Raw genomic sequence first — 20,216 nt, forward strand, 5'->3', positions numbered from 1 at the left:
CGTGGACACCCCCCTCGCCACCGGGCACGTCGTCGGGCACCTCGCCGGGAACTACCGGCCGCTGCCCGTGACCCTCGCGGGCGGCGAGGGGGCCTGGGTCCGCGACGTCGAGGGCCGCGAGTACCTCGACCTGCTCGCGGGCTACTCGGCGCTCAACTTCGGTCACCGCCACCCCGTACTGATCGCCGAGGCGCACGCCCAGCTCGACCGCCTCACGCTCACCTCACGCGCGTTCGACCACGACCTGCTGCTGCCGTTCGCCGAGCGCCTCGCACGCCTGGTGGGCCTGCGCGACGACGACCTCGTGCTGCCCATGAACACCGGCGCCGAGGCGGTCGAGACCGCGATCAAGGCCGCACGCAAGTGGGGCTACGACGTGCGCGGCGTGGCACCCGACGCGGCGACGATCGTCGTGGCCGACGGAAACTTCCACGGCCGCACCACGACCATCGTCTCGTTCTCGACCGACGACGACGCGCGGCGCGGCTTCGGCCCGTACACACCGGGCTTCCGCGTGGTCCCCTACGGCGACGCCGAGGCGCTGCGCGCGGCGATCGACGAGACGACCGTCGCCGTGCTGCTCGAGCCCGTGCAGGGCGAGGCGGGCGTGATCGTGCCACCGGCCGACTACCTGCCGGCGGCGCGGGCGGCGTGCACCGAGGCGGACGTGCTCCTGGTCGCCGACGAGATCCAGTCGGGCCTCGGCCGCACCGGGACCACGCTCGCGTGCGACCTCGTCGGCGTGGTGCCCGACCTCGTGCTGCTCGGCAAGGCGCTCGGGGGCGGGATCGTGCCGGTCTCGGCCGTCGTCGGGCGCCGGGACGTGCTCGAGGTGCTCACGCCCGGGACCCACGGCTCGACCTTCGGCGGCAACCCGCTCGCGTGCGCCGTCGCGCTCGCGGTCGTGGGGCTGCTCGAGACCGGCGAGCACCAGGCGCGCGCCGCCGAGCTCGGGCGGCACCTCGCGGCGCGGCTCGACGCCCTGGTGGCCGAGGGCCGTCTGGTCGCAGCCCGCACGGTCGGGCTGTGGGCGGGCGTCGACCTGGACGTCGTCCACGGCTCCGGGCGCGCGCTGAGCGAACGCCTGCTCGCGCGTCGGGTGCTCGTCAAGGACACGCACGGGCAGACGGTGCGCATCGCGCCGCCGCTCACGATCACGCGCGACGAGCTCGACTGGGGCCTGGACCGGCTGGTCGACGCGCTGCACTGAACCGGCAGCCGACGCCCCTCGCGTCGTGCGTGCGTCGCGCGCCGCGCGGGCGGGCTGCCGACCGGTGGCCCGCCGTCGGGCATGCTGTGCGTCATGAGCACGTGGTCCGAGGGCCCCGACCGGCTCGACCGGACCGACGCCCTGATCCTCGAGCACCTCGCCCGCGACGCGCGCGAGAGCTTCGCGCACATCGGCCGACGCGTGAACCTGTCGCCCTCGGCCGTCAAGCGCCGCGTGGACCGCCTGCGCGACGACGGCGTGATCGACGCCTTCACGGTGCGCCTGGACCCCGCGTCGCTCGGCTGGGCCACCGAGGCCTACGTCGAGGTGCACTGCACGGGGGCGACGAGCCCCACGACGATGCGCGACGCCTTCGTGCGCTACCCCGAGGTGGTCGCCGCGAGCACCGTGACGGGCGAGGCCGACGCCGTGCTCCAGGTGCGCGCGCGCGACGTGCGGCACCTCGACGAGGTGGTCGAGCGGGTCAACGCCGAGCCGTTCGTGGTGCGCACGCGCTCGACGGTCGTGCTCACGGCCCTGGTGCGCAAGGACCTCCCGCCCGCCTGAGGGCTGACACCCCGGGCCGGGTGCCCGCTCAGCCCGCGGCGAAATGTCTGGTCCGTGTCGGTGGCCGGGTGCAGCATGGCGAACATGTCCACCGAACTGGCCGTGGAGGCCCACGGGCTCGTCAAGCACTTCGGTTCGACCAAGGCCGTGGACGGCGTCGACCTCGCGATCCCCGCGGGCTCGGTGTTCGGCGTCCTCGGTCCCAACGGCGCGGGCAAGACGACCGCGGTGCGCATGCTCGCGACCCTCCTGCGGCCCGACGCGGGCTCCGCGACCGTGCTGGGGCACGACGTGGTGCGCGACGCCGACAAGGTGCGCGGCCTCATCGGACTGACCGGGCAGTTCGCCTCGGTGGACGAGGACCTCACCGGCTCCGAGAACCTCGTGCTCATCGCGCGCCTCTACGGCTACTCGCGCCCCGCCGCACGCGCGCGCGCCGCCGAGCTGCTGCACGCGTTCGACCTCGACGAGGCCGCGGACAGGCAGGTGAAGACGTTCTCCGGTGGCATGCACCGCCGCCTCGACCTCGCCGCGAGCATGGTGACGAGCCCGCGTGTGCTGTTCCTGGACGAGCCCACCACGGGTCTCGACCCGCGCAGCCGCAACCAGGTGTGGGACATCGTGCGCGTGCTGGTCGACGACGGCGCGACCGTGTTGCTCACCACGCAGTACCTCGAGGAGGCCGACCAGCTCGCCGACAGGATCGCGGTCGTCGACCACGGGCGCATCATCGCCGAGGGCACCGCGAGCGAGCTCAAGGCGTCCGTCGGCAGCGGCTCGGTGCACCTGCGGCTGGTGGACCCCGCGCAGCGACCGCTCGCGCAGGAGGTCATGGGCCGCGAGCTCGGCGTCGACGTCCAGACGACCTCGGACACCTCGGCCCTGTCGGCGCGCATCGACGGGGCCCGCTCGGCCGCGAGCCTACTGCCGGCGCTGCTGGACGCGGGGGTCGAGGTCTCCGAGCTCTCGCTGGGGCAGCCGAGCCTCGACGAGGTCTTCCTGGCCCTCACGGGCCGCCCTGTCGACGACGAGTCCGACGAGGAGCAGGTGGCATGAGCACCGCGGTCCCGCACCCCGAGCCCGACGGCGTCGCGACGCGCGAGCGCGCGCCGCACACCGAGACCAACCCCCTGCGTGCAGCGATCTCACGCCGCGACCAGCCGACCCCACCGGGCCCGGTCGCGAACGCCCTGACGTTCGGCTGGCGTGCGCTGCTGAAGATCAAGCACGTGCCCGAGCAGCTGTTCGACGTGACCGTGAGCCCGATCATCTTCACGCTCATGTTCACGTACCTGTTCGGCGGCGCGATCGCGGGCGACGTCCAGACCTACCTGCAGTACCTGCTGCCCGGCATCCTGGTGCAGACGGTGCTGATCATCACGGTCTACACGGGCTTCACCATGAACACGGACATCACCAAGGGCGTGTTCGACCGGTTCCGCTCGCTGCCCGTGTGGCGGCCCTCGCCGATCGTCGGCGCGCTGCTCGGGGACACGGTGCGCTACTCGATCGCCTCGACGATCACGCTGGGCCTCGGCTTCCTGCTCGGCTTCCGGGCCGGCGGGGGCGTCATCGGCGTCCTGAGCGGGGTCGTGCTGCTGCTGGTCTTCGCGTTCGGCCTGAGCTGGATCTTCACGGCCCTCGGCCTCGTGATGCGCTCGCCCAACGCGGTCATGGGCACGTCGATGATGATCCTGATGCCGCTCACGTTCGCGTCCAACATCTTCGCGGACCCGTCGACCATGCCGGGCTGGCTCCAGGGCTGGGTGGGCGTCAACCCCGTGAGCCACCTCGTCACGGCGGTGCGCGGGCTCATGGACGGCACCGCGACGTTCACCGAGGTGTCCTGGGCCCTCGTCGCCGCGGCCGCGCTCACGGCAGTCGTCGCGCCCCTGACGATGCGGCTCTACCGGAACCGCAGCTAGTCGGCGCTCGCTCCACCCTGTCGCGAGCGTCGCCGGGGGCCGTCTGGTCAGCGTCCGACGGCGGTGGGGTCCCAGCCGTCGTCGGCCTTGGTCGTGACGACCATGACCGGGCACACGGAGTGGTGCAGCACGGCCTGGCTCGTCGAGCCGAGCAGCAGCCCGGCGAAGCCGCCGCGTCCACGCGAGCCCACCACCACGAGGTCGACCGCCGTGGAGAACTCCGTCAGCAGAGCCGCGCCCGTGCCGTCGAGCACGTGCCGGCGCACCTGGACACCGGGATGGTCCGCGAGTGCCCGGTCCACGACCACGTCCAGCCCCTCGGCGACGTCGCGCAGCACCGCCTCGTGGTCCACGGCCGCGGGCAACCACGCGAGGATCCCGCTGCCCGAGCCCACCGGGACGCCCGCCACCGCCGTGAGCTCGGCGTCCCACACCTCGGCCTCGTGGATGGCGCGCGCGAGGGCGGCCTCAGCCGCAGGCGAGCCGTCGACGCCCACGACCATGCGGCGCACGGGGCGCACCGGCTCGATGCTCTCCGCGTCCTCGCCGCCGCGGTGCGGCACCACGACCGTGGGGCAGTGCGCGTGCGCGGGCAGCGCCGACGAGACCGTCCCCAGCAGCCGCTCGGCGAACCCACCACGTCCGCGCGTCCCGACCACCACCGTCGCGGCTCCGCGCGACAGCTCGACCAGCACGGCAGCCGCATCCCCGGTCGCGACCGCCGCGGTGGTGCGCACCGCGCCGCCCACGCGACCCACGGCCTCGTCGAGCGCGGCGCGCGCACCCTCCTGGATCGCGGTGTCGTCGATCGCCGCGTAGCCGCCGTCGAGTGCCGCGGCCGTGAACGACGGGACCGAGTAGGCGCACACCAGGTGCAGGCCGAACCCGTGGGTGCGTGCGTGGCCCACCGCCCAGTCGAGGGCGTGCAGGCTTGCGGGCGACCCGTCGACCCCGACGAGGACCACGTCCTCCTGCTGCGTCATCGCTGCTCCCTCCGACGTTCCACCCCCTCCCAGTGTGCCGTGCCCGGGCCGTCCGCGCGGGTCCCGCGCCGCCTCGGCAGGGCGTTCATCCACCCAGGTACGGCCCCCACGAGGGGTGCGGGCGTACGGCCGCGGCGAGCACCGCGGCCCGCACCCGCGGCGCCGTCGGCGTCACGAGCAGCTGCCAGCCGATCTCGCTGAGCAGCCGGTCGGCCTTGCGGTGGTTGCACCGCGCGCACGCCGCCACGACGTTCGTCCACTCGTGCGCCCCGCCACGCGATCGAGGGTGCACGTGGTCGACCGTGTCGGCCGGTCCGGCGCAGTAGCCGCACCGGTGCGCGTCCCGCTGGAGCACCGAGCGCCGCGTGGGGGGCACCGAGCCGCGGTAGGGGACGTGCACGTAGCGGGTGAGGCAGAGCACCTGGGGCACCGGGAGGGACAGACGCTCCGAACGCAGCTCGCGGGTGTCCTGCTCGAGCACCACGGCCTTGCCGCTCAGCACCAGTGCGACCGCGCGGTGCACGCTCACCACGCAGAGAGGTTCCCGGCTCGCGTTGAGCAGTAGGGTCCGGCGATGCGTCCCACCGGCGTCCTCACCCCCTGGGACGACGACGCCCCGACCGACCGTGTCCGCAGCACCCTGAGGGGCGGCGGGCAGGTCTGCCGGGGCGGAGGAGGCGCGGCGCACGGGCGCGCCGGGGAGCGGGGGGCCGCCTATCGGCGGATGAGTCGACATCAGCACGGAACTCTCCCGGACCAGGGTCGCGGGCCCGGCTGGCTGCGCGGGCCCTGCTGGTGGAGCGCTGCCAGCGTACGCGGTCGGCGCCCACGGGTGCCGCACCTTTGCGCCCGACCTCGTTCCCGGTCGGCACGGTCGGGCTCTGGGCGTCGACACGGGCAGCTCGACCCCTCACGGCGGTCCCGGACGCGACGAGGCCCCCGGACCCAGGTCCGAGGGCCTCGTCGGCCGTGGCGGGGCGGCAGCGCCCCACAGAGGTCTCAGCCGACCCGGATGAACACCGGGTTGCTCTGCCACATGGCGCGGAACTGGACCGTCTTGCCCGGACGGGGCGAGTCGATCATCTGGTTACCGCCCGCGTAGATGCCGATGTGACCGGGCGACCAGACGAGGTCGCCAGGCCGGGCGTCGGCGCGCGAGACGATGGTGCCGGCGGCCTTCTGCGCGGTCGACGTGCGCGGGAGCGTGATGCCGAGCTGCGCGTAGACGTACGAGGTGAAGCCCGAGCAGTCGAAGCCCGAGGGCGTGGTACCTCCGCTGACGTACGGCGTGCCGACGTACCGTGCGGCGACCTCGAGCACGGCGTTGCCCGAGACCGACTGCGGAACGCTCGCGGTCGCGGCGGCGCTCGACGTGGTGCGCTCGGAGGAGCGCGACGCCGCCGGTGCGGCGCGCACGGGCTCCGGCTCGGGCTCAGGCTCGGGGTTCGCCTCGACCGTGAACTCGACCGCGTCGAACGTCCAGGCGGCGTCGACCGGGACCGTGACGGCGGGCGACGTCGCGAGGGCCTCGCGCGCCTTGGCCGTGAGGGCCGCGACGTCGACGGCGGGGAGGTTGCCGGCCTGGCCGTCGGCCGGGGCCGCCGACGCGGGCAGGGCCATCGTCATGATCAGACCGCCGGAGGCGGCGACGACGGCGGACCGGCGACCGACCGTCTGGAGGCTGCCGGTGGCAGCGTTCGCGAAGTCGTCGAGGGGGGTGAGGGGACGACGCGCGGCGCGGTGCCGTGCGCGCTGGGGGCTCTCGGTCACTCGGTACCTCTCCTGACGCCTACGAGGTGAGCTGTCGGGTTCGGGTGGGAGATCACCCGGCCGCGTTCACCCCGGACGACGTCCGTGGCTCCTGCGGCTTCACCCCAAGGGCATCGCCTGGACGATGCCCGCCTACCTGGTTCCCCCGTTCCTGCCGACTGTTCGAACGGACCCCGGGCAGCGGCAGGACTTGGCGTTCTGCTCGAGGGCGCCGCGGAGGAGGGTTCCGCGAAGCAGTTGGAGGCTACCCGAGGGTTTCCCCGAATGTCACGCTCAGGTCACGACGGGTTTCGGCGGCGGTGCCGTCACCCGCTCGGAGCAGTGCCGGCCACCAAGGCGGCCGCGCCCCGTCCGTGCGTCTCACCAGGGCGGACGCAGAACCGTCGGCCCACCGGGCCGCCACGTCGAGGGTCGTAGGTCCGCCCTCCGACGTGGCGCATGTCACACGAGGGCGTCAGCGCGTGACGGCGGGGCCCTCGTCCTCGGCGCGGACGAACACGTGGCGCGCGACCTCGTCGGGCAGGTCCAGCACGATGCCGGCCCCCGGTGCACCCACCGTCACGATGCCCTGGCCGCGCTCGACCTCGATCGACGCGCCCGGCACGACCCCGGCCGAGGCGAGGCGCTCGAGCAGCTCGACGTCCGTCTGCAACGGCTCACCGAGGCGCGCCACGACCGCGCTGACGGGCCCCTCGCCGGACGACACGCCCACGGCCCCGCCCGCAGCCACCGCGGCGGCCTCGCTGGGGGCGGCGGCGCTGACCGCGCGCGCGAGCACCACGAGCGAGACCACGCCGTCGAGGAACTGCTCGCTCGACGGCTCCTCGCCCAGCTCGGCCAGGCCAGGGATCGGGTTGCCGTACGGCGAGTGCTGAGGATGGTCGAGCAGCTCGACGAGCCGCTTCTCGACACGGTCGCTCATCACGTGCTCCCAGCGGCACGCCTCGTCGTGGACGAAGGACCACTCGAGACCGATCACGTCCGTGAGCAGGCGCTCGGCGAGGCGGTGCTTGCGCATCACCCGCGTCGCCTTGAGCAGGCCCGCGTCGGTGAGCTCGAGGTGGCGGTCACCGCTGACGACCACGAGGCCGTCGCGCTCCATGCGCGCGACCGTCTGCGAGACGGTGGGGCCCGAGTGCCCGAGCCGCTCCGCGATGCGCGCCCGCAGGGGGACGATGCCCTCCTCGGCGAGCTCGTAGATCGTGCGCAGGTACATCTCCGTGGTGTCGATCAGGTCACTCACGCCTGCACCTCTCGTCCGTTCCGCCCGGCCCCGCCGCGTTCGGACCCAAGGTTACGGTGCCCGGCGACGTCGTGGCCGCGCCGTCCCGTCCGCCGCGTGACGCCCGCCGCCCCGCCCGGCCCCGGACCGAGCCCGGCGACGTCGCCGCGCGCCCCTACAGTGGGGCCGTGGACCCCCGGATCGACCTCCCCGCCCACCTGCTCCCCGCTGACGGCCGGTTCGGCTCGGGCCCCTCCAAGGTGCGCCCCGCCCAGGTCGAGGCGCTCTCCGCCGTCGGCCGGTCGCTGCTCGGGACGTCGCACCGGCAGGCGCCCGTGCGCACGCTCGTGCACCGGGTGCGTGCGGGGCTCGGCGAGCTCTTCGCGCTTCCCGACGGCTACGAGGTCGCGCTGGGCAACGGCGGCTCGACGGCGTTCTGGGAGATCGCCACGTGCAGCCTCGTGCGCGACCGCGCCCAGCTGTGCACGTTCGGGGAGTTCGGGACGAACTTCGCACGGGCCGTCGACCGGGCCCCGTTCCTGACGGCGCCCTCGGTGCGCGCGGCCGAGCCCGGTTCGTACGTCCTGCCCGAGGCCGAGGCCGGGATGGACGTGTACGCCTTCCCGCACAACGAGACCTCGACCGGGGTCGCGGTGCCCGTGCGCCGGCCCACCGGGACGGACGAGGGTGCGCTGGTGCTCGTCGACGGCACGTCCGCGGCGGGTGGGCTCGCGGTCGACGTGACCGAGACGGACGCCTACTACTTCGCACCGCAGAAGTCGTTCGCGTCCGACGGCGGCCTGTGGCTCGCGCTCCTGTCCCCCGCGGCGGTCGAGCGGGCCGCCGCGGTCGAGGCCGCCGCACCCGCGGAGGGCAGGTGGGTTCCCGGGTTCCTGTCGCTGAGCACGGCGCTGGCGAGCTCGCGCCTCGACCAGACCCTCAACACCCCCGCGATCGCGACGCTCGTGCTGCTCGCCGAGCAGGTCGAGTGGATGCTCGACCACGGCGGGCTCACCTGGGCGGCCGCGCGGACGGCCGAGTCGGCGGCGCACCTGTACGGCTGGGCTGACGCCCGTCCGTGGGCGACGCCCTTCGTCGCGGACGCGTCGGTGCGCAGCACCGTCGTGGGGACGATCGACCTCGACCCGGACGTCGACGCTCCCACCGTGTGCCGGGTGCTGCGGCACCACGGCGTCGTGGACGTCGAGCCGTACCGCAAGCTCGGTCGCAACCAGATCCGGGTCGCCATGTTCCCCGCGATCGACCCCGCCGACGTCCAGGCCCTGACCGCGTGCGTCGACCACGTCGTCGAGCGGCTGCGATGACGCCCGGCGGCGGCACCCGCACCTTCACGCGCGACAGGCTCACCGTCACCCTCTACGCGGGGTTCGTCACCTGGGGCTGGTACCTGTACGCCTTCTCGCCCGCCGTGCCGCTGATCGCCGAGGAGCAGGGCATCTCGCTCGGCGCCGCCGGCCTCCACGGCACCGCGATGGCGGGTGGGACGATCCTCACCGGGCTGATCAGCTCGACGCTCGCGCTGCACCTCGGCCGCAAGGCCCTCAGCCTCCTCGGCCTCAGCCTCGTGCTCGTCGGCGTCTCGGCCCTGCTCACGGGTTCGCACCTCGCCGTCACCCTGCCCGCCGTCCTGGTGACGTCCATCGGCGGCGGTTTCGTGCTCTCCGCGGCCCAGCCTGCGCTGTCGGTGCACCACGGCGCCGCGGGTCCCGCGGCCCTCACCGAGGCCAACGCGATGGGCGCGACCGTCGGCCTGCTCGCACCCCTGGCGCTCGGCGCCTCGGTCGGCCTCGGCTGGGGCTGGCGGCCCGCCGTCGCGCTCGTGCTCGTGCTCGCGACGGCGGCGGGGCTCATGCTCGTCCCGTTGCGCGCGACGGGCGCCCTGGGCAAGGGCTCGCGGGCGCTCGGCCGCACGGAGGACGCAGCGCTGCCGCCGGGCGGCCTGGTCGCCGAGGCCGTCGTCCCGGGCGCCGCCGCGGGCGGGCGGGCGGTGGCAGGACGCAGGCGCCTCGTCGCCCGCCCCCGCTGGGCGCACCCCCGCGCCGACGACGGCCCGGGTCGCGCCGGGCGTCGACCCTTCGGCCTGACGTTCCGGCTGTTCATCACGGCGACCGTGTGCGGCGCCGCGATCGAGTTCTCGACCACCTTCTGGGCGCCGGAGCTGCTGCTCGAGCGCACGGGAGCCTCCGACTCCGTCGCGACCGCCTCGGTCTCCGCCCTCGTGCTCGGGATGTCGGTCTCGCGCTACGTCGTCGGGCCGCTGTCGCTCCGCAAGGCGCCCGAGAAGCTCCTCGTGGTCGCGTACGCGATCGCCGGGCTCGGCTGGCTCGTGTTCTGGCTCGCGACCGCACCGGGTCTCGCGGTCGCGGGCCTCGTCCTCGCCGGGCTCGGCTACGGCGCGCACTACCCGCTCGCGACGGCCCTCGTCCTGCGGTCCTCCGGCGGGCGCCCGGACCAGGCCCAGGCACGGTCCTCGATCGCCGTCGGCCTGGCGATCGGCATCTCGCCCTTCCTGCTCGGCACGCTCGCCGACGTCGTGGGCGCCCACACCGCGTTCCTCATGGTCCCCGTGCTCGTCGTCGCCGGCGGCACGGCCGTCGCCCTCGGGCTCCGGTCCGTCCACCGGGGCCTGGCGACCCCCGTCCCCTGACGGCGCCCGGGCACGACGACGGCGTCCGGGCACGACGACGGCCGCCGCCCCGAAGGACGGCGGCCGTCGTCACTCGCCGGTCCGGCCGGCCTCTCACACCCGGCCCGACCCGTCAGCCCGTGTTCAGCGCTCCTCGTGGGGGCCGCGCAGCCGGGTCACGAGCAGCAGCAGCGCACCCGCGAGCACCAGGCCCCCGGCCGCACCCGCGAGCGGGACCGCCGAGAAGCCGGTCTCGCTGAGCTCGGCCGCCGTGACCGAGTGGCCGAGGACGCCGCCACCCGAAGCGGCACCGCCGCCCGAGGAGACCTGGGTCACCGCCCCGCCCGGGATGCAGCCGTCGGCGCCGGGGTACTGCACCGTCGCGGTGGCCTCGGGGTTGGCCTTGAAGTTCACGTCGACGCTCCCGGCGACCCAGCCCATCGAGTCGCCCGGCGTCCAGGTGCCGTCGGCGTTGCGGACCCAGCCGGGGTAGTCGGTCGGCACCCCGTCCGGCCCGAGCTCGACGCCCGGCCACAGCAGGCGCCCGGTGAGGGGCTGGTTGGTCAGGACGACGCTCTCGCCGGCGGGGTTCAGCCACGTCACCGTGAGCTCGGAGGCCGTGGTGCCCTCGAGGACCGCGGTGTAGTCGAGGTAGGGGACGTCGTCGACGCAGACCGCGGTCGCCTCGACCACCGACTGGCACACGCCGCCGCCGAAGTAGTCGTCACCCTGGTCCTCGCAGCCGTTGGCCGGCGGGTCCACCGCCGACGCCGCGCTCGTGACACCGACCACACCGCCGATCGCCAGGACAGCAGCGGCCATGGTCCGCAGCACTCGCTTCATCTCGCCCTCCTCGGGAGCTCGTCTCGACGCCGGACGTTTCGGTACGAAACGGACATCTGCATGCATCATGGCATGTTCGTGGCCCCTCGTGTGGCGCTCGTGCACCTTTTCACCCGTCCGGGCGCGAGGGCCGTGCGCGCGGCCCCGGCTAGGCGCAGCCCATGATCGACATGCGTCCCGGGGAGGCCGCCGTCGCCGTGGTCCAGAGCTCGCTCACGGTCCGCCCCTCGGCCGGGCGGAGGACGACCCGGTACGCCTCCTCCTCGCCCGGGGCCAGCTCGGAGGTCAGCACGACGACCTCGCGTCCGGCGTGCTCCGCGACGACTCCCCCCACGACAGCGCTCCCGCGGCGCACCTCCACCACCTCGCCGCCGACGGGGCCGTAGACGGTCACCGTGGTGCGGGCGGTGCCGGCCGGTACCGCCACGTCCCACCCGACGACGTCCGCGGGCAGGTGACCCAGGTCGGCCGGGACGTCCGAGCGCAGGACGACGTCGACCGCGACGTCGCCCGCGGTGCCGGCGGCGCCGTCGCACGTCGCCGGGCGCGCCGCGAGGCCGACGTCGAGGAAGTAGTCGATCTTCGACCCGGTCGCGTCGTCGAGGAACAACCCGCCCGCCGAGTCCGCGGCGCCCGACAGGAAGCCCCCGCCCAGCACGGTGGTGGTCAGGTGCTCCTGCTCGGCCGGACGCGCGGACCAGAGGGCGAGCCTGCGCTCCTCGACTGCTCGTGACACGGCCGGGAGCAGTGCGCGCTGATCCCCCTGGCCCGAGGCGAGCGCCCCGAAGACCGCCGCCGCCGCACCCGCGAAGTAGGCGTCGGTCTCCTCGGGCTCGGGGTGCTCGAGGTAGGACTCGTGCAGGAGCGTCCGGACCACGCCGTCCGCGTCGAGGCGCACGCCCTCCTGCTCGACCGGGCCCGTGGCCCCCAGGACGTACGCGAGGGCCACCACGTCCATCGCGAGCACGCCGTCCACGCGCTCACCCGTGGCCCGCTCCCAGAACTCCGTGGCGATCGCGGCTGCGCGCGGGAAGTCGGGCGTCATGGTCGCGTTCTGGATGAACCGGCCGAGCCGTGAGGTGTGGACGAGCTCCTCGCCCTCGGTGAGCGGGAGGACCGACGTGTCGAACGAAGGCAGGTCGCGTGCCGCCCGGTGGTCGACGAGCGCCAGGGCGCCGTCGTCGGCGGTCACCTTCGCGACCGCACCCACGATCCCGCCGCCACCGCGCAGCTCGGCCGAGTTGACCACCAGCACGAGGTAGTCGCGCGGGCCCTCGGCACCCAGCATGGCCGGCACCAGGTCGGCGACCGAGCTCGCCGCGGCGAGCTGGCCCGCGGCCTCCCCCACGACCTCCTGGACCTCGACGACACGCTCGGCGAGCGCCGGCACCAGGCCGTCGGTCGCGATGCCGTCGACGATCTCCTGGGCACGCGTCGCGGACGAGGACGCCGTGCGTAGCTCGGGGGCCGCCGCCACGAGCGGGCTCAGGTCGACCCGCCCCTCGACCGGACGCAGCGCCTGCGCGTCGAGTCCCGCCCCCGCCTGCGCGAGGGCGGGCACGGCGTCGCGCGCGAGCAGGTCGAACGCGCGGGTCACGTCGGAGACCGCCGTCACCTGGCGCCCCAGCCACGGCACCCGCTCGGCGACCCGCCAGACCGGGTCCGACGTCGCCGCGCTGGCCTCGTCGGCGGCGGCGCGCAGGCCGGGCAGGCGTGCCGTCGCCGCCTCGACGTCGCCCGCCGCGAGGTCCTGCCGCAGCTCGCCGATCACCGGGACGGCGCCCTCGAGCGCCCCCGCGACCTGCTGGGCCCGCCAGGCGAGCCATCCCGTCGTGACGAGGCCCGCGAGCAGCAGAACCACCAGCGTCACGAGCACCCGGCGCCGACGACGGCGCGGGCGGCGCTCCTGGGCGGTGGGCAGCACCGCGGGCGCGGTGGCGGTCGGGGCAGTCACTCCCTGATCGTCGCATATCGGACATCTGGGACCTGCCTGCGCCCGACCATTTCACCCGTCCGGCCGGGTGGTCGGAACGGTCAGGGTCGTGGGCTCACGCCGCGGACGCGCGGTCCGCCGCCTGCTGGGCCTGCATCGCGCGCGCGGCCTCGGCGCGGGCCTCGGCCTCCTCGCGCTCGGCATCGAGGTAGCGCACCTGGAGGTGCGGCCGCGAGCGCAGCGAGTAGCGCACCTCGAGGTGCCAGTGGCGCACGGCCCACAAGGCCGCGGCGCCCGCGACCAGCAGGGCCGAGATCGAGCCGATGCCGATGGCCCAGCGCGCACCGTACGCCTCGGCGATCCAGCCGACGATGGGCGACCCCACGGGCGTGGCCCCGAGGAACACCATCATGTAGAGGGCCATCACCCGGCCACGCATGGCGGGGTCCGTCGACATCTGGATGGTCGAGTTCGCCGCGGTCATCATGGTGAGCGACGCGAGGCCCACGGGGATGGTCGCGATCGCGTACGCCGGGTACGTGGGCATCAGCGCCATGACCCCGGTCGTCACGCCGAAGCCGAGGGCGGCCCCGATCACGAGGCGCACGCGCGGCCGCTCGCGACGCGCGGCCAGGAGCGCGCCCGCGAGCGAACCGATCGCGAGCACCGAGCCGAGGACGCCGTACTCCTCGGGGCCCTTGCCGAACTCGGTGCGGGCCATCATCGCGCTGGTGAGCTGGAAGTTGAGGCCGAACGTGCTCACGACGCCGACGACCACCATGATCACGACGATGTCGGACCGCCCCCGCACGTAGGCGAGACCCTCGCGGATCTGGCCCTTGGCACGCGGGGTCCCGGGCCGGGCCTGGAGCTCGTGCACCCGCATCCGGGTGAGCGCGAGGATCGTGGCCGCGAAGGTGGCGGCGTTGAGGACGAAGACCCAGCCGGTGCCGACGAGTGCGATCAGCAGGCCGGCGAGACCCGGACCGATCAGGCGGGCCGCGTTGAACGAGGCGCTGTTGAGCCCGACCGCGTTCGAGAGCCGCTCGGCGGGCACGATGTCGGCCACGAACGTCTGACGCACGGGCCCGTCGATCGCGGAGACGCAGCCGAGCAGCAGCGCGAAGAGGTACACGTGCCACAGCTGGGCCGCACCGCTCAGCACGAGGGCACCGAGCCCGGCCGCGAGCACACCCATCGACGCCTGCGTGGCGATGAGCAGCTTGCGGCGGTCGAGCCTGTCGGCGAGCACTCCGGCCCAGGCCGAGAGCGCGAGCACGGGTGCGAACTGCAGGGCGGTGGTGATGCCGACGGCGACGCCCGAGTCGTCCGTCAGGACCGTCAGGACGAGCCAGTCCTGCGCGACGCGCTGCATCCAGGTGCCGATGTTCGCCACGAGGGCACCGGCGAACCACAGCCGGTAGTTGAAGAACCTCAGCGAGGCGAAGGTGGGACTCACGTGGTGGTGATCCTCCTCAGGATCTCGGTGGCGCGGGTGAGGACCTCGCGCTCGTCGGGTGGGAGCTCGGCGAGGCGGCCGGCGAGCCACGCGTTGCGGCGCCGTCGGGTCTCGGTGACCTCGGCCATCCCCGCGTCGGTGAGCCGCACGAGCACCTGGCGACCGTCCGTGGGGTGCTGCTCGCGTGCGACCAGGCCGGCGTCCACCAGGCAGTTGACCGTGCGCGTCATCGGTGGTGGCTGCACGTGCTCGAGGTCCGCGAGCCGCGACGGGGTCAGCGGTCCGTGGTTGGCGAGGTGGGCGAGGACGGCGTACTGGCCGTCGGAGATCGTGTCGTCGCTGCGCTCGAGGCGGATCCGCCGCACGGCGAGCGTGAGCGCGACGCGCAGGTCGCCCGCGAGGTCGGTGAGCTTCGCACTGGCGAGAGGGGCGGGAGGCACGTTTCCTTATCTTAGGTCATTACCCAAGGAAACGAGACGTGAGTGCGCTCACGTCTGGGACGGGGCCGAGAGCACGACGCCGGCCTCCTGGTGTGGAGCGTTCCCGGGCGCGACACGCCGCTGACGGCACCCGGAACGCTCCACACGGGCCGGGAACGCTCCACACGGGCCGGAACCGCTCCACACGGGCCGGGTTCCCTCCACACGGGCCGGGTTCCCTCCACACGGGCCTGGGCCCGGGCACGGGCCGGGATCCCGTCACACGGGGCTGGGCTCAGGGGCGGCCGAGGGCGCGGTAGGTCCAGCCGGCCGCACGCCATCGGGCAGGGTCGAGCACGTTGCGACCGTCGAGCACCCGGCGGTGCGCGACGAGCGCACCCACCGTTTCCGGGTCCAGCTCGCGGTACTCCGACCACTCGGTCGCGAGGACCACCAGGTCCGCCTGCCCGACGGCGTCCTCGAGGGTCTCGGCGTACGCGAGCCCCGGCAGGACGGCGCGAGCGTTCTCGACCGCCTTCGGGTCGGTCACCACCACGTGGGCGCCCTGGAGCTGCATCTGTGCGGCGGCGCTCAGCGCGGGTGAGTCGCGCACGTCGTCGCTGTTGGGCTTGAACGCGGCACCGAGGACGGCCACCCGCACCCCCACGAGCGAGCCGTCGCACACCTCACGCGCGAGGTCCACGAGCCGCGTGCGGCGGCGCAGGTTGATCTGGTCGACCTCGCGCAGGAACGTCAGCGCCTGGTCCACGCCGAGCTCACCGGCACGCGCCATGAACGCGCGGATGTCCTTGGGCAGGCAGCCACCGCCGAACCCGAGCCCGGCGTTGAGGAACCTGCGGCCGATACGGTCGTCGTGCCCGATCGCGTCGGCGAGGCTGGTCACGTCGGCCCCCGTCGCCTCGCACAGCTCGGCCATCGCGTTGATGAACGAGATCTTGGTCGCGAGGAACGAGTTGGCCGCGACCTTGACGAGCTGGGCGGTCGCGAGGTCGGTCACCACCTGCGGCACGCCGTCGGCGAGCGCCGCGGCGTAGACCTCGTCGAGCAGCGCCCGCGCCCGCTCGCCCCGCGGCCCGTCCTCGAGGCCGTAGACGATGCGGTCGGGACGGAGGGTGTCGCCGATCGCGTAGCCCTCGCGCAGGAACTCGGGGTTCCACAGCACGGTGGCCTCGGGCTGCACGCGCGCGACCTCGGCCGCGATCCGCTCGGCCGTCCCGACGGGCACGGTCGACTTGCCGACCACCACGTCACCCGGGGCCAGGTGCGGCAGCAGCGCGGCGACGGCGTCGTCGACGTAGGTCAGGTCCGCCGCGTAGTCGCCCGCGCGCTGCGGGGTGCCGACGCACAGGAAGTGCACGCGCGCGCCGGCCACGGCGGCCGGGTCCGTGCCGAAGCGCAGCCGACCCGTGGGGGCGACCTCGGCGAGCAGCTCGTCGAGCCCGGGCTCGAAGAACGGCGCGCGCCCCGCGGCGAGCGTCGCGACCTTCGCCGCGTCGACGTCGACCGCGGTGACCTCGTGGCCGAGGTGGGCCATGCACGCCGCGTGCACGGCCCCCAGGTAGCCGCACCCGATGACCGAAACCTGCACCGTGACTCCTCGCTCCGCCGGACCTCGCCCCACCGTAGTCGGCGGGGCGAGGTCCTCGGGGCGCCCCAGGTCCCGGTCCGCGACGCGGGGCTCAGACGCCCAGCAGCTCCCGGATCGGGCTCAGCCCGAAGTACACGACGAACAGCCCCGCACACACCCACAGCAGCGGGTGGACCAGGCGCGCCTTCCCCACGGCGACCTTGAGCACGACGTAGGAGATGAAGCCCGCGCCGATGCCCACGGTGATCGAGTAGGTGAACGGCATCAGGACGATCACCAGGAACGCCGGGATCGCGACCTCGAAGTCGCGCCAGTCGATGCCCGCGATCTGCATCATCATCAGGAACCCGACGACGACGAGCGCCGGGGTGGCGGCCTCGTACGGGACCACCTCGACGAGCGGGGTCAGGAAGGTCGCGAGGAGGAACGCGACGCCCGTGACCACCGAGGCCAGCCCGGTGCGGGCGCCGTCGCCGACCCCTGCCGCGGACTCGATGTAGCTGGTGTTGGACGAGACGCTCGCCGCGCCGCCGGCCGCTGCGGCCACCGAGTCCACGATCAGGATCTGCTTGGTGCGCGGCGGGTTGCCCTGCTCGTCGAGCAGCTCGGCCTCCCCGCCGATGGCGACCATGGTGCCCATGGTGTCGAAGAAGTCCGCGAGCATGATCGAGAACACCAGCAGGACGACCGTGACGATCCCGACCTTCTCGATCGAGCCCAGCAGCGAGAACTGACCCAGCAGCCCGAAGTCGGGGAGCTCGGCGAAGCTCGTCGGCAGGGCGGGGACGACCAGCCCCCAGCCGCCGGCGTTCTCCTCGCTGCGCTGCCCCAGGCCACCCGTGAGGGTCTCCACGGCGACGGCGAGCACCGTGGTGGCCGCGATCGCGATGAGGATCGCCCCACGGACCTTGCGCACCAGCAGGATGACGAGCAGGAAGAGCCCCAGGACGAAGACCAGGCTCGGCCACCCCACCAGGGAGCCGTTCGCCCCGAAGCCCAGCACCGGGTTGCCCGGCCGCACGATGCCCGCGTCCACCAGGCCGATGAGTGCGATGAACAGGCCGATGCCGACCCCGATGGCGGTCTTCAGCTCGCTCGGCACGGCACGGAAGACGGCCTCGCGGAAGCCGGTGAGCACCAGCAGGAGGATGATCAGCCCCTCGAGCACGACGATGCCCATCGCGTCGGCCCAGGTCATCCCCTCGATCCCGGCGATGCTGAAGGCCACGAAGGCGTTCAGCCCCAGACCTGCCGCGAGCGCGAGGGGGAACTTGGCGACGACCCCCATGACGATGCTCAGCACGCCCGCGACGAGGGCGGTGGCGGCGGCGATCATGCCGAGGTTGCCCTCGGTGCCGCCCCCGAGCAGCTGGCCGGTGCCGTCCGGGGCGAAGCCCAGGATGAGCGGGTTGAGCACGACGATGTAGCTCATCGCGAAGAACGTGACCAGGCCACCGCGGATCTCGGTGCCGAGGGTCGAGCCACGCTCGGTGATCATGAAGTAACGGTCGACGGCGTTGCGCGGCCGCACACTCGTGGGGGTCTGCGTCATGGCGCACAGCGTGGCAGAACCCGTGCCGCGCACGGGAGGTGCGCCCGTGTGCTGAGCACCACACGACTAGGGTGGGAGCGTGATCTCCGGGCCGCGTCGCATGCTCCAGCCGAGCGAGCTCGAGCCCGTGCACGTCGACCTGCGCACCGTGTTCCTCGTGGGGATCGCCGTGTGGCTGCTGGCGCTCGTCGTGAGCGTCGTGCTCACCGCGACCGACCACCTCGACGGGCGCATCCCGTGGATCTGCGTCACGGGCGCCGTCCTCGGGCTGCTGGCGCTGGCGTGGGAGAGCCGCACGCGCGCCGAGCGTCAGTCGCGCTGAGCCTCCCCCGCCTGCTCGAGCACGACGTCGTCCGCGGCCTCGCCCGCGAGCACGCGCGCGAGGGCGTCGCGCCCATCCCAGCCCACGAGGCTCGCGAGCGCCGCAGCGAGGCCGCGACCGGTCGCGGCGTGGGGGACGCCGTCCTGCACCCACCACGCGACCTCGTCGCCGTCGACCTCGAGGCGGTCGTGCTCGCGGTAGGTGCCGGGCACGGCGGGCCACGTCCGTGCGACGTCCGCGGGCACGACGGCGGGCTCACCCCGACTCGTGACGCGACCTGCCGAGCGCGCTGGGGCCGGCTCGACGTCCAGGGCGTCCGCGAGCTCCTCGACCGCGCGGGTGGGCACGACGAGGCATGGTCGCACCGCCGCGAGCTGCGCCCACATCGGGTCCGCCACGGCGACGTCGTCGAGCGGGACCGCACGCACCCCGTCGTGCGTGAGCGCGGGAACGACGTCGGGTGCGGCACCCGGGTCGGCGCGCAGCGCACGCCAGACCGCGACCGCCACGGTCCCGTCGAGCCGCGCGCCGGGACGCCGATCGGCGAGGTCCCCCAGCACCGCGTGCCACGTGTCGAGGTCCAGGTCGGCGAGCTCGCGCGCGCCGCCCAGAACCCGCAGCACCTGCTCGTCGAGGTCCGCGAGCACACGGGGCACGGGCTCGAGCAGGTCACGCACCGCCGGCGAGACGCCGGGGAGCGCGAACACCGTCGGCAGGCCGAGGCCAGAGCGCTCGCGCAGCCACCATGCGGCGTAGCCGGGCAGCTCGACCGCGCGGCCCGCCGCGTGCGCGCGGACGCGGGTCACCAGCGCCGCGCGTGCGTCACCCCGGGCGAGCACGCCGAGCACCTCCGCCCAGGCCTCGGGCCGCACGAGCTCGAGGTCGGCGACCACGGGCACGGGCTCGGCGTCGAGCGCCTCCGCCTCGACGCCCGCGAGGTCCTCGACCCGCGCGAGGTACTCGTCCCAGCCGTCGAGGGGCTCGTCGTCGTCGCCCGGGCCGAGCACGGTCCGGCGCACCACGACGCCGGCGCGCACCCCCAGGCGCTCGAGGGCGGCGCGGGAGCGGTCCGCGAGCGCGGTGTCGACCACCCAGACGCGCGACGGGTCGAACCACCGCTGCGCGTCCGAGCCGGGCAGGACGAGGTCCCGCGCTGGGGTCGGCTCGCCGTCGGCGGCCGGGAGCAGCACGTCGCCCCACCACGGCTCGGCCTCGTCGTGCCCCGGGTCGGCCGCCGCGAGCGCGAGCAGGACGCCCGGTGCGTCGTCGTCCTCGGCGCGCACCCGCTCGCGCACCGCGGGGTCGCGCAGCAGGTCACCCGCGCCGACCGCGTGCGCGCCGAGCCGCTCGAGCGTCGGGTGCACGACGTCGGGGTGGGCGAGGCGCACCCCCCAGCGCGCGAGGACCGGCAGCACCGCGGGTGGGACGTCGCGGGCGAGCAGCAGGCCGCGTGCACCGCGCACCACGCGTCCGTCCGCGAGCGGCACGGCGACGGTCGCGAGCCGCTCGAGCACGTGCGGGTCCGTCCCGGCGGCGTCGAGCAGCCGTGCCGTGGTCGCGGGGTCGCCCGGGAGTGCGTCGACCAGGTCGGCGAGGTCGACCTCGGTCGCGCCCGCGCGCACCGCCGCCCGACGGCGCGCCGCGTCCAGGTCCACGAGCGCGGGCAGGTGCTCGCCCAGCAGCGCCACGAGCGCGGGCACGTCGGCCGCCGGCCCCGCGAGGACCACCGCGGCCGACGGCGCGACGGCCGGTCCC

17 protein-coding genes, 1 pseudogene and 1 riboswitch are annotated in these 20,216 nt (G+C 74.5%); of the genes and pseudogenes, 7 read left to right on the forward strand and 11 right to left on the reverse strand.

Annotated features, from left to right (window positions below; all coding sequences use genetic code 11):
- The first annotated feature begins 1 nt into the window (after position 1).
- The 4 genes from rocD to GXB85_RS06240 all read left to right on the forward strand — a co-directional run bounded on the left by rocD (position 2) and on the right by GXB85_RS06240 (position 3,702).
- Positions 2–1,210, forward strand: coding sequence for an ornithine--oxo-acid transaminase (gene rocD / locus GXB85_RS06225; protein ID WP_161916773.1), 1,209 nt, complete (start codon positions 2–4; stop codon positions 1,208–1,210).
- 93 nt (positions 1,211–1,303) lie between these two features.
- Positions 1,304–1,777, forward strand: coding sequence for an Lrp/AsnC family transcriptional regulator (locus tag GXB85_RS06230; RefSeq protein ID WP_161916774.1), 474 nt, complete (start codon positions 1,304–1,306; stop codon positions 1,775–1,777).
- A gap of 84 nt (positions 1,778–1,861) precedes the next feature.
- On the forward strand, positions 1,862–2,833 hold the full coding sequence (locus tag GXB85_RS06235; RefSeq protein ID WP_161916775.1) for an ATP-binding cassette domain-containing protein: 972 nt from the start codon (positions 1,862–1,864) through the stop codon (positions 2,831–2,833).
- On the forward strand, positions 2,830–3,702 hold the full coding sequence (locus GXB85_RS06240; protein ID WP_161916776.1) for an ABC transporter permease: 873 nt from the start codon (positions 2,830–2,832) through the stop codon (positions 3,700–3,702). The genes GXB85_RS06235 and GXB85_RS06240 overlap by 4 nt, the downstream gene beginning before the upstream one ends.
- Before the next feature lie 47 nt (positions 3,703–3,749).
- Here GXB85_RS06240 and GXB85_RS06245 read toward each other — a convergent pair whose 3' ends face one another.
- From GXB85_RS06245 to GXB85_RS06260, 4 genes are all read right to left on the reverse strand, one after another.
- Positions 3,750–4,685, reverse strand: coding sequence for a universal stress protein (locus tag GXB85_RS06245; RefSeq protein WP_161916777.1), 936 nt, complete (start codon positions 4,683–4,685; stop codon positions 3,750–3,752).
- Positions 4,686–4,770: 85 nt separating this feature from the next.
- The gene (locus tag GXB85_RS06250; protein ID WP_370524034.1) at positions 4,771–5,217 is read right to left on the reverse strand and encodes an HNH endonuclease; all 447 of its coding nucleotides are present in this window, start codon (positions 5,215–5,217) and stop codon (positions 4,771–4,773) included.
- A gap of 467 nt (positions 5,218–5,684) precedes the next feature.
- Complete coding sequence (locus tag GXB85_RS06255) at positions 5,685–6,455, reverse strand: C40 family peptidase (RefSeq protein WP_161916778.1); 771 nt, start codon at positions 6,453–6,455, stop codon at positions 5,685–5,687.
- A 2-nt stretch (positions 6,456–6,457) separates the two neighbouring features.
- Positions 6,458–6,661, reverse strand: a riboswitch (cyclic di-AMP (ydaO/yuaA leader).
- 248 nt (positions 6,662–6,909) lie between these two features.
- A complete protein-coding gene (locus tag GXB85_RS06260) occupies positions 6,910–7,698 on the reverse strand; it encodes a metal-dependent transcriptional regulator (RefSeq protein ID WP_161916779.1) in 789 nt (262 codons plus the stop codon).
- A 167-nt stretch (positions 7,699–7,865) separates the two neighbouring features.
- Here GXB85_RS06260 and serC point away from each other — a divergent pair, with 167 nt between their 5' ends.
- Together serC and GXB85_RS06270 are read left to right on the forward strand one after the other, a co-directional pair.
- Complete coding sequence (gene serC / locus GXB85_RS06265; protein ID WP_370524037.1) at positions 7,866–9,002, forward strand: phosphoserine transaminase; 1,137 nt, start codon at positions 7,866–7,868, stop codon at positions 9,000–9,002.
- Positions 8,999–10,345 (forward strand): sugar MFS transporter, encoded by a 1,347-nt coding sequence (locus tag GXB85_RS06270; protein WP_161916780.1) that lies wholly within the window; start codon positions 8,999–9,001, stop codon positions 10,343–10,345. Before serC ends, GXB85_RS06270 begins: the two co-directional genes overlap by 4 nt.
- Positions 10,346–10,468: 123 nt before the next feature.
- On the opposite strand, the gene GXB85_RS06275 is transcribed toward GXB85_RS06270, so the two are convergent.
- The 6 genes from GXB85_RS06275 to GXB85_RS06300 form a co-directional block, all read right to left on the reverse strand.
- A complete protein-coding gene (locus tag GXB85_RS06275; protein ID WP_161916781.1) occupies positions 10,469–11,167 on the reverse strand; it encodes a peptidase in 699 nt (232 codons plus the stop codon).
- 148 nt (positions 11,168–11,315) lie between these two features.
- Positions 11,316–13,121: a DUF4012 domain-containing protein gene (locus tag GXB85_RS18785; protein ID WP_161916782.1), complete on the reverse strand. Its 1,806-nt coding sequence runs from the start codon at positions 13,119–13,121 to the stop codon at positions 11,316–11,318.
- A 94-nt stretch (positions 13,122–13,215) separates the two neighbouring features.
- Positions 13,216–14,559, reverse strand: coding sequence for an MFS transporter (locus tag GXB85_RS06285; RefSeq protein ID WP_161916783.1), 1,344 nt, complete (start codon positions 14,557–14,559; stop codon positions 13,216–13,218).
- Positions 14,556–14,999, reverse strand: coding sequence for a MarR family transcriptional regulator (locus tag GXB85_RS06290; protein ID WP_161916784.1), 444 nt, complete (start codon positions 14,997–14,999; stop codon positions 14,556–14,558). The genes GXB85_RS06285 and GXB85_RS06290 overlap by 4 nt, the downstream gene beginning before the upstream one ends.
- Before the next feature lie 274 nt (positions 15,000–15,273).
- A complete protein-coding gene (locus GXB85_RS06295; RefSeq protein ID WP_161916785.1) occupies positions 15,274–16,587 on the reverse strand; it encodes a UDP-glucose/GDP-mannose dehydrogenase family protein in 1,314 nt (437 codons plus the stop codon).
- 91 nt (positions 16,588–16,678) lie between these two features.
- Positions 16,679–18,139, reverse strand: a complete 1,461-nt coding sequence (locus GXB85_RS06300; RefSeq protein WP_161916786.1) for an NCS2 family permease — start codon at positions 18,137–18,139, stop codon at positions 16,679–16,681.
- A gap of 79 nt (positions 18,140–18,218) precedes the next feature.
- On the opposite strand from GXB85_RS06300, the gene GXB85_RS06305 reads away from it, so the two are divergent.
- Entirely contained in the window at positions 18,219–18,461 is a 243-nt protein-coding gene (locus GXB85_RS06305; RefSeq protein WP_161916787.1) for a DUF2530 domain-containing protein, read from the forward strand.
- Here GXB85_RS06305 and GXB85_RS06310 read toward each other — a convergent pair.
- Positions 18,449–20,216, reverse strand: a pseudogene (locus GXB85_RS06310) (ATP-binding protein); the annotation flags it as partial. The gene GXB85_RS06305 and the pseudogene GXB85_RS06310 sit on opposite strands and share 13 nt — an antisense overlap.

Source organism: Cellulomonas sp. APG4 (assembly GCF_009996735.1).
Lineage (GTDB): Bacteria > Actinomycetota > Actinomycetes > Actinomycetales > Cellulomonadaceae > Actinotalea.

Excerpts from the sequence above, each read along its gene's own strand:
- GXB85_RS06230 (WP_161916774.1), top strand. The coding sequence starts at position 1,304 with ATGAGCACGTGGTCCGAGGGCCCCGACCGGCTCGACCGGACCGACGCC.
- GXB85_RS06235 (WP_161916775.1), top strand. The coding sequence starts at position 1,862 with ATGTCCACCGAACTGGCCGTGGAGGCCCACGGGCTCGTCAAGCACTTC.
- GXB85_RS06240 (WP_161916776.1), top strand. The coding sequence starts at position 2,830 with ATGAGCACCGCGGTCCCGCACCCCGAGCCCGACGGCGTCGCGACGCGC.
- GXB85_RS06245 (WP_161916777.1), bottom strand. The coding sequence starts at position 4,685 with ATGACGCAGCAGGAGGACGTGGTCCTCGTCGGGGTCGACGGGTCGCCC.
- GXB85_RS06270 (WP_161916780.1), top strand. The coding sequence starts at position 8,999 with ATGACGCCCGGCGGCGGCACCCGCACCTTCACGCGCGACAGGCTCACC.
- GXB85_RS06275 (WP_161916781.1), bottom strand. The coding sequence starts at position 11,167 with ATGAAGCGAGTGCTGCGGACCATGGCCGCTGCTGTCCTGGCGATCGGC.
- GXB85_RS06300 (WP_161916786.1), bottom strand. The coding sequence starts at position 18,139 with ATGACGCAGACCCCCACGAGTGTGCGGCCGCGCAACGCCGTCGACCGT.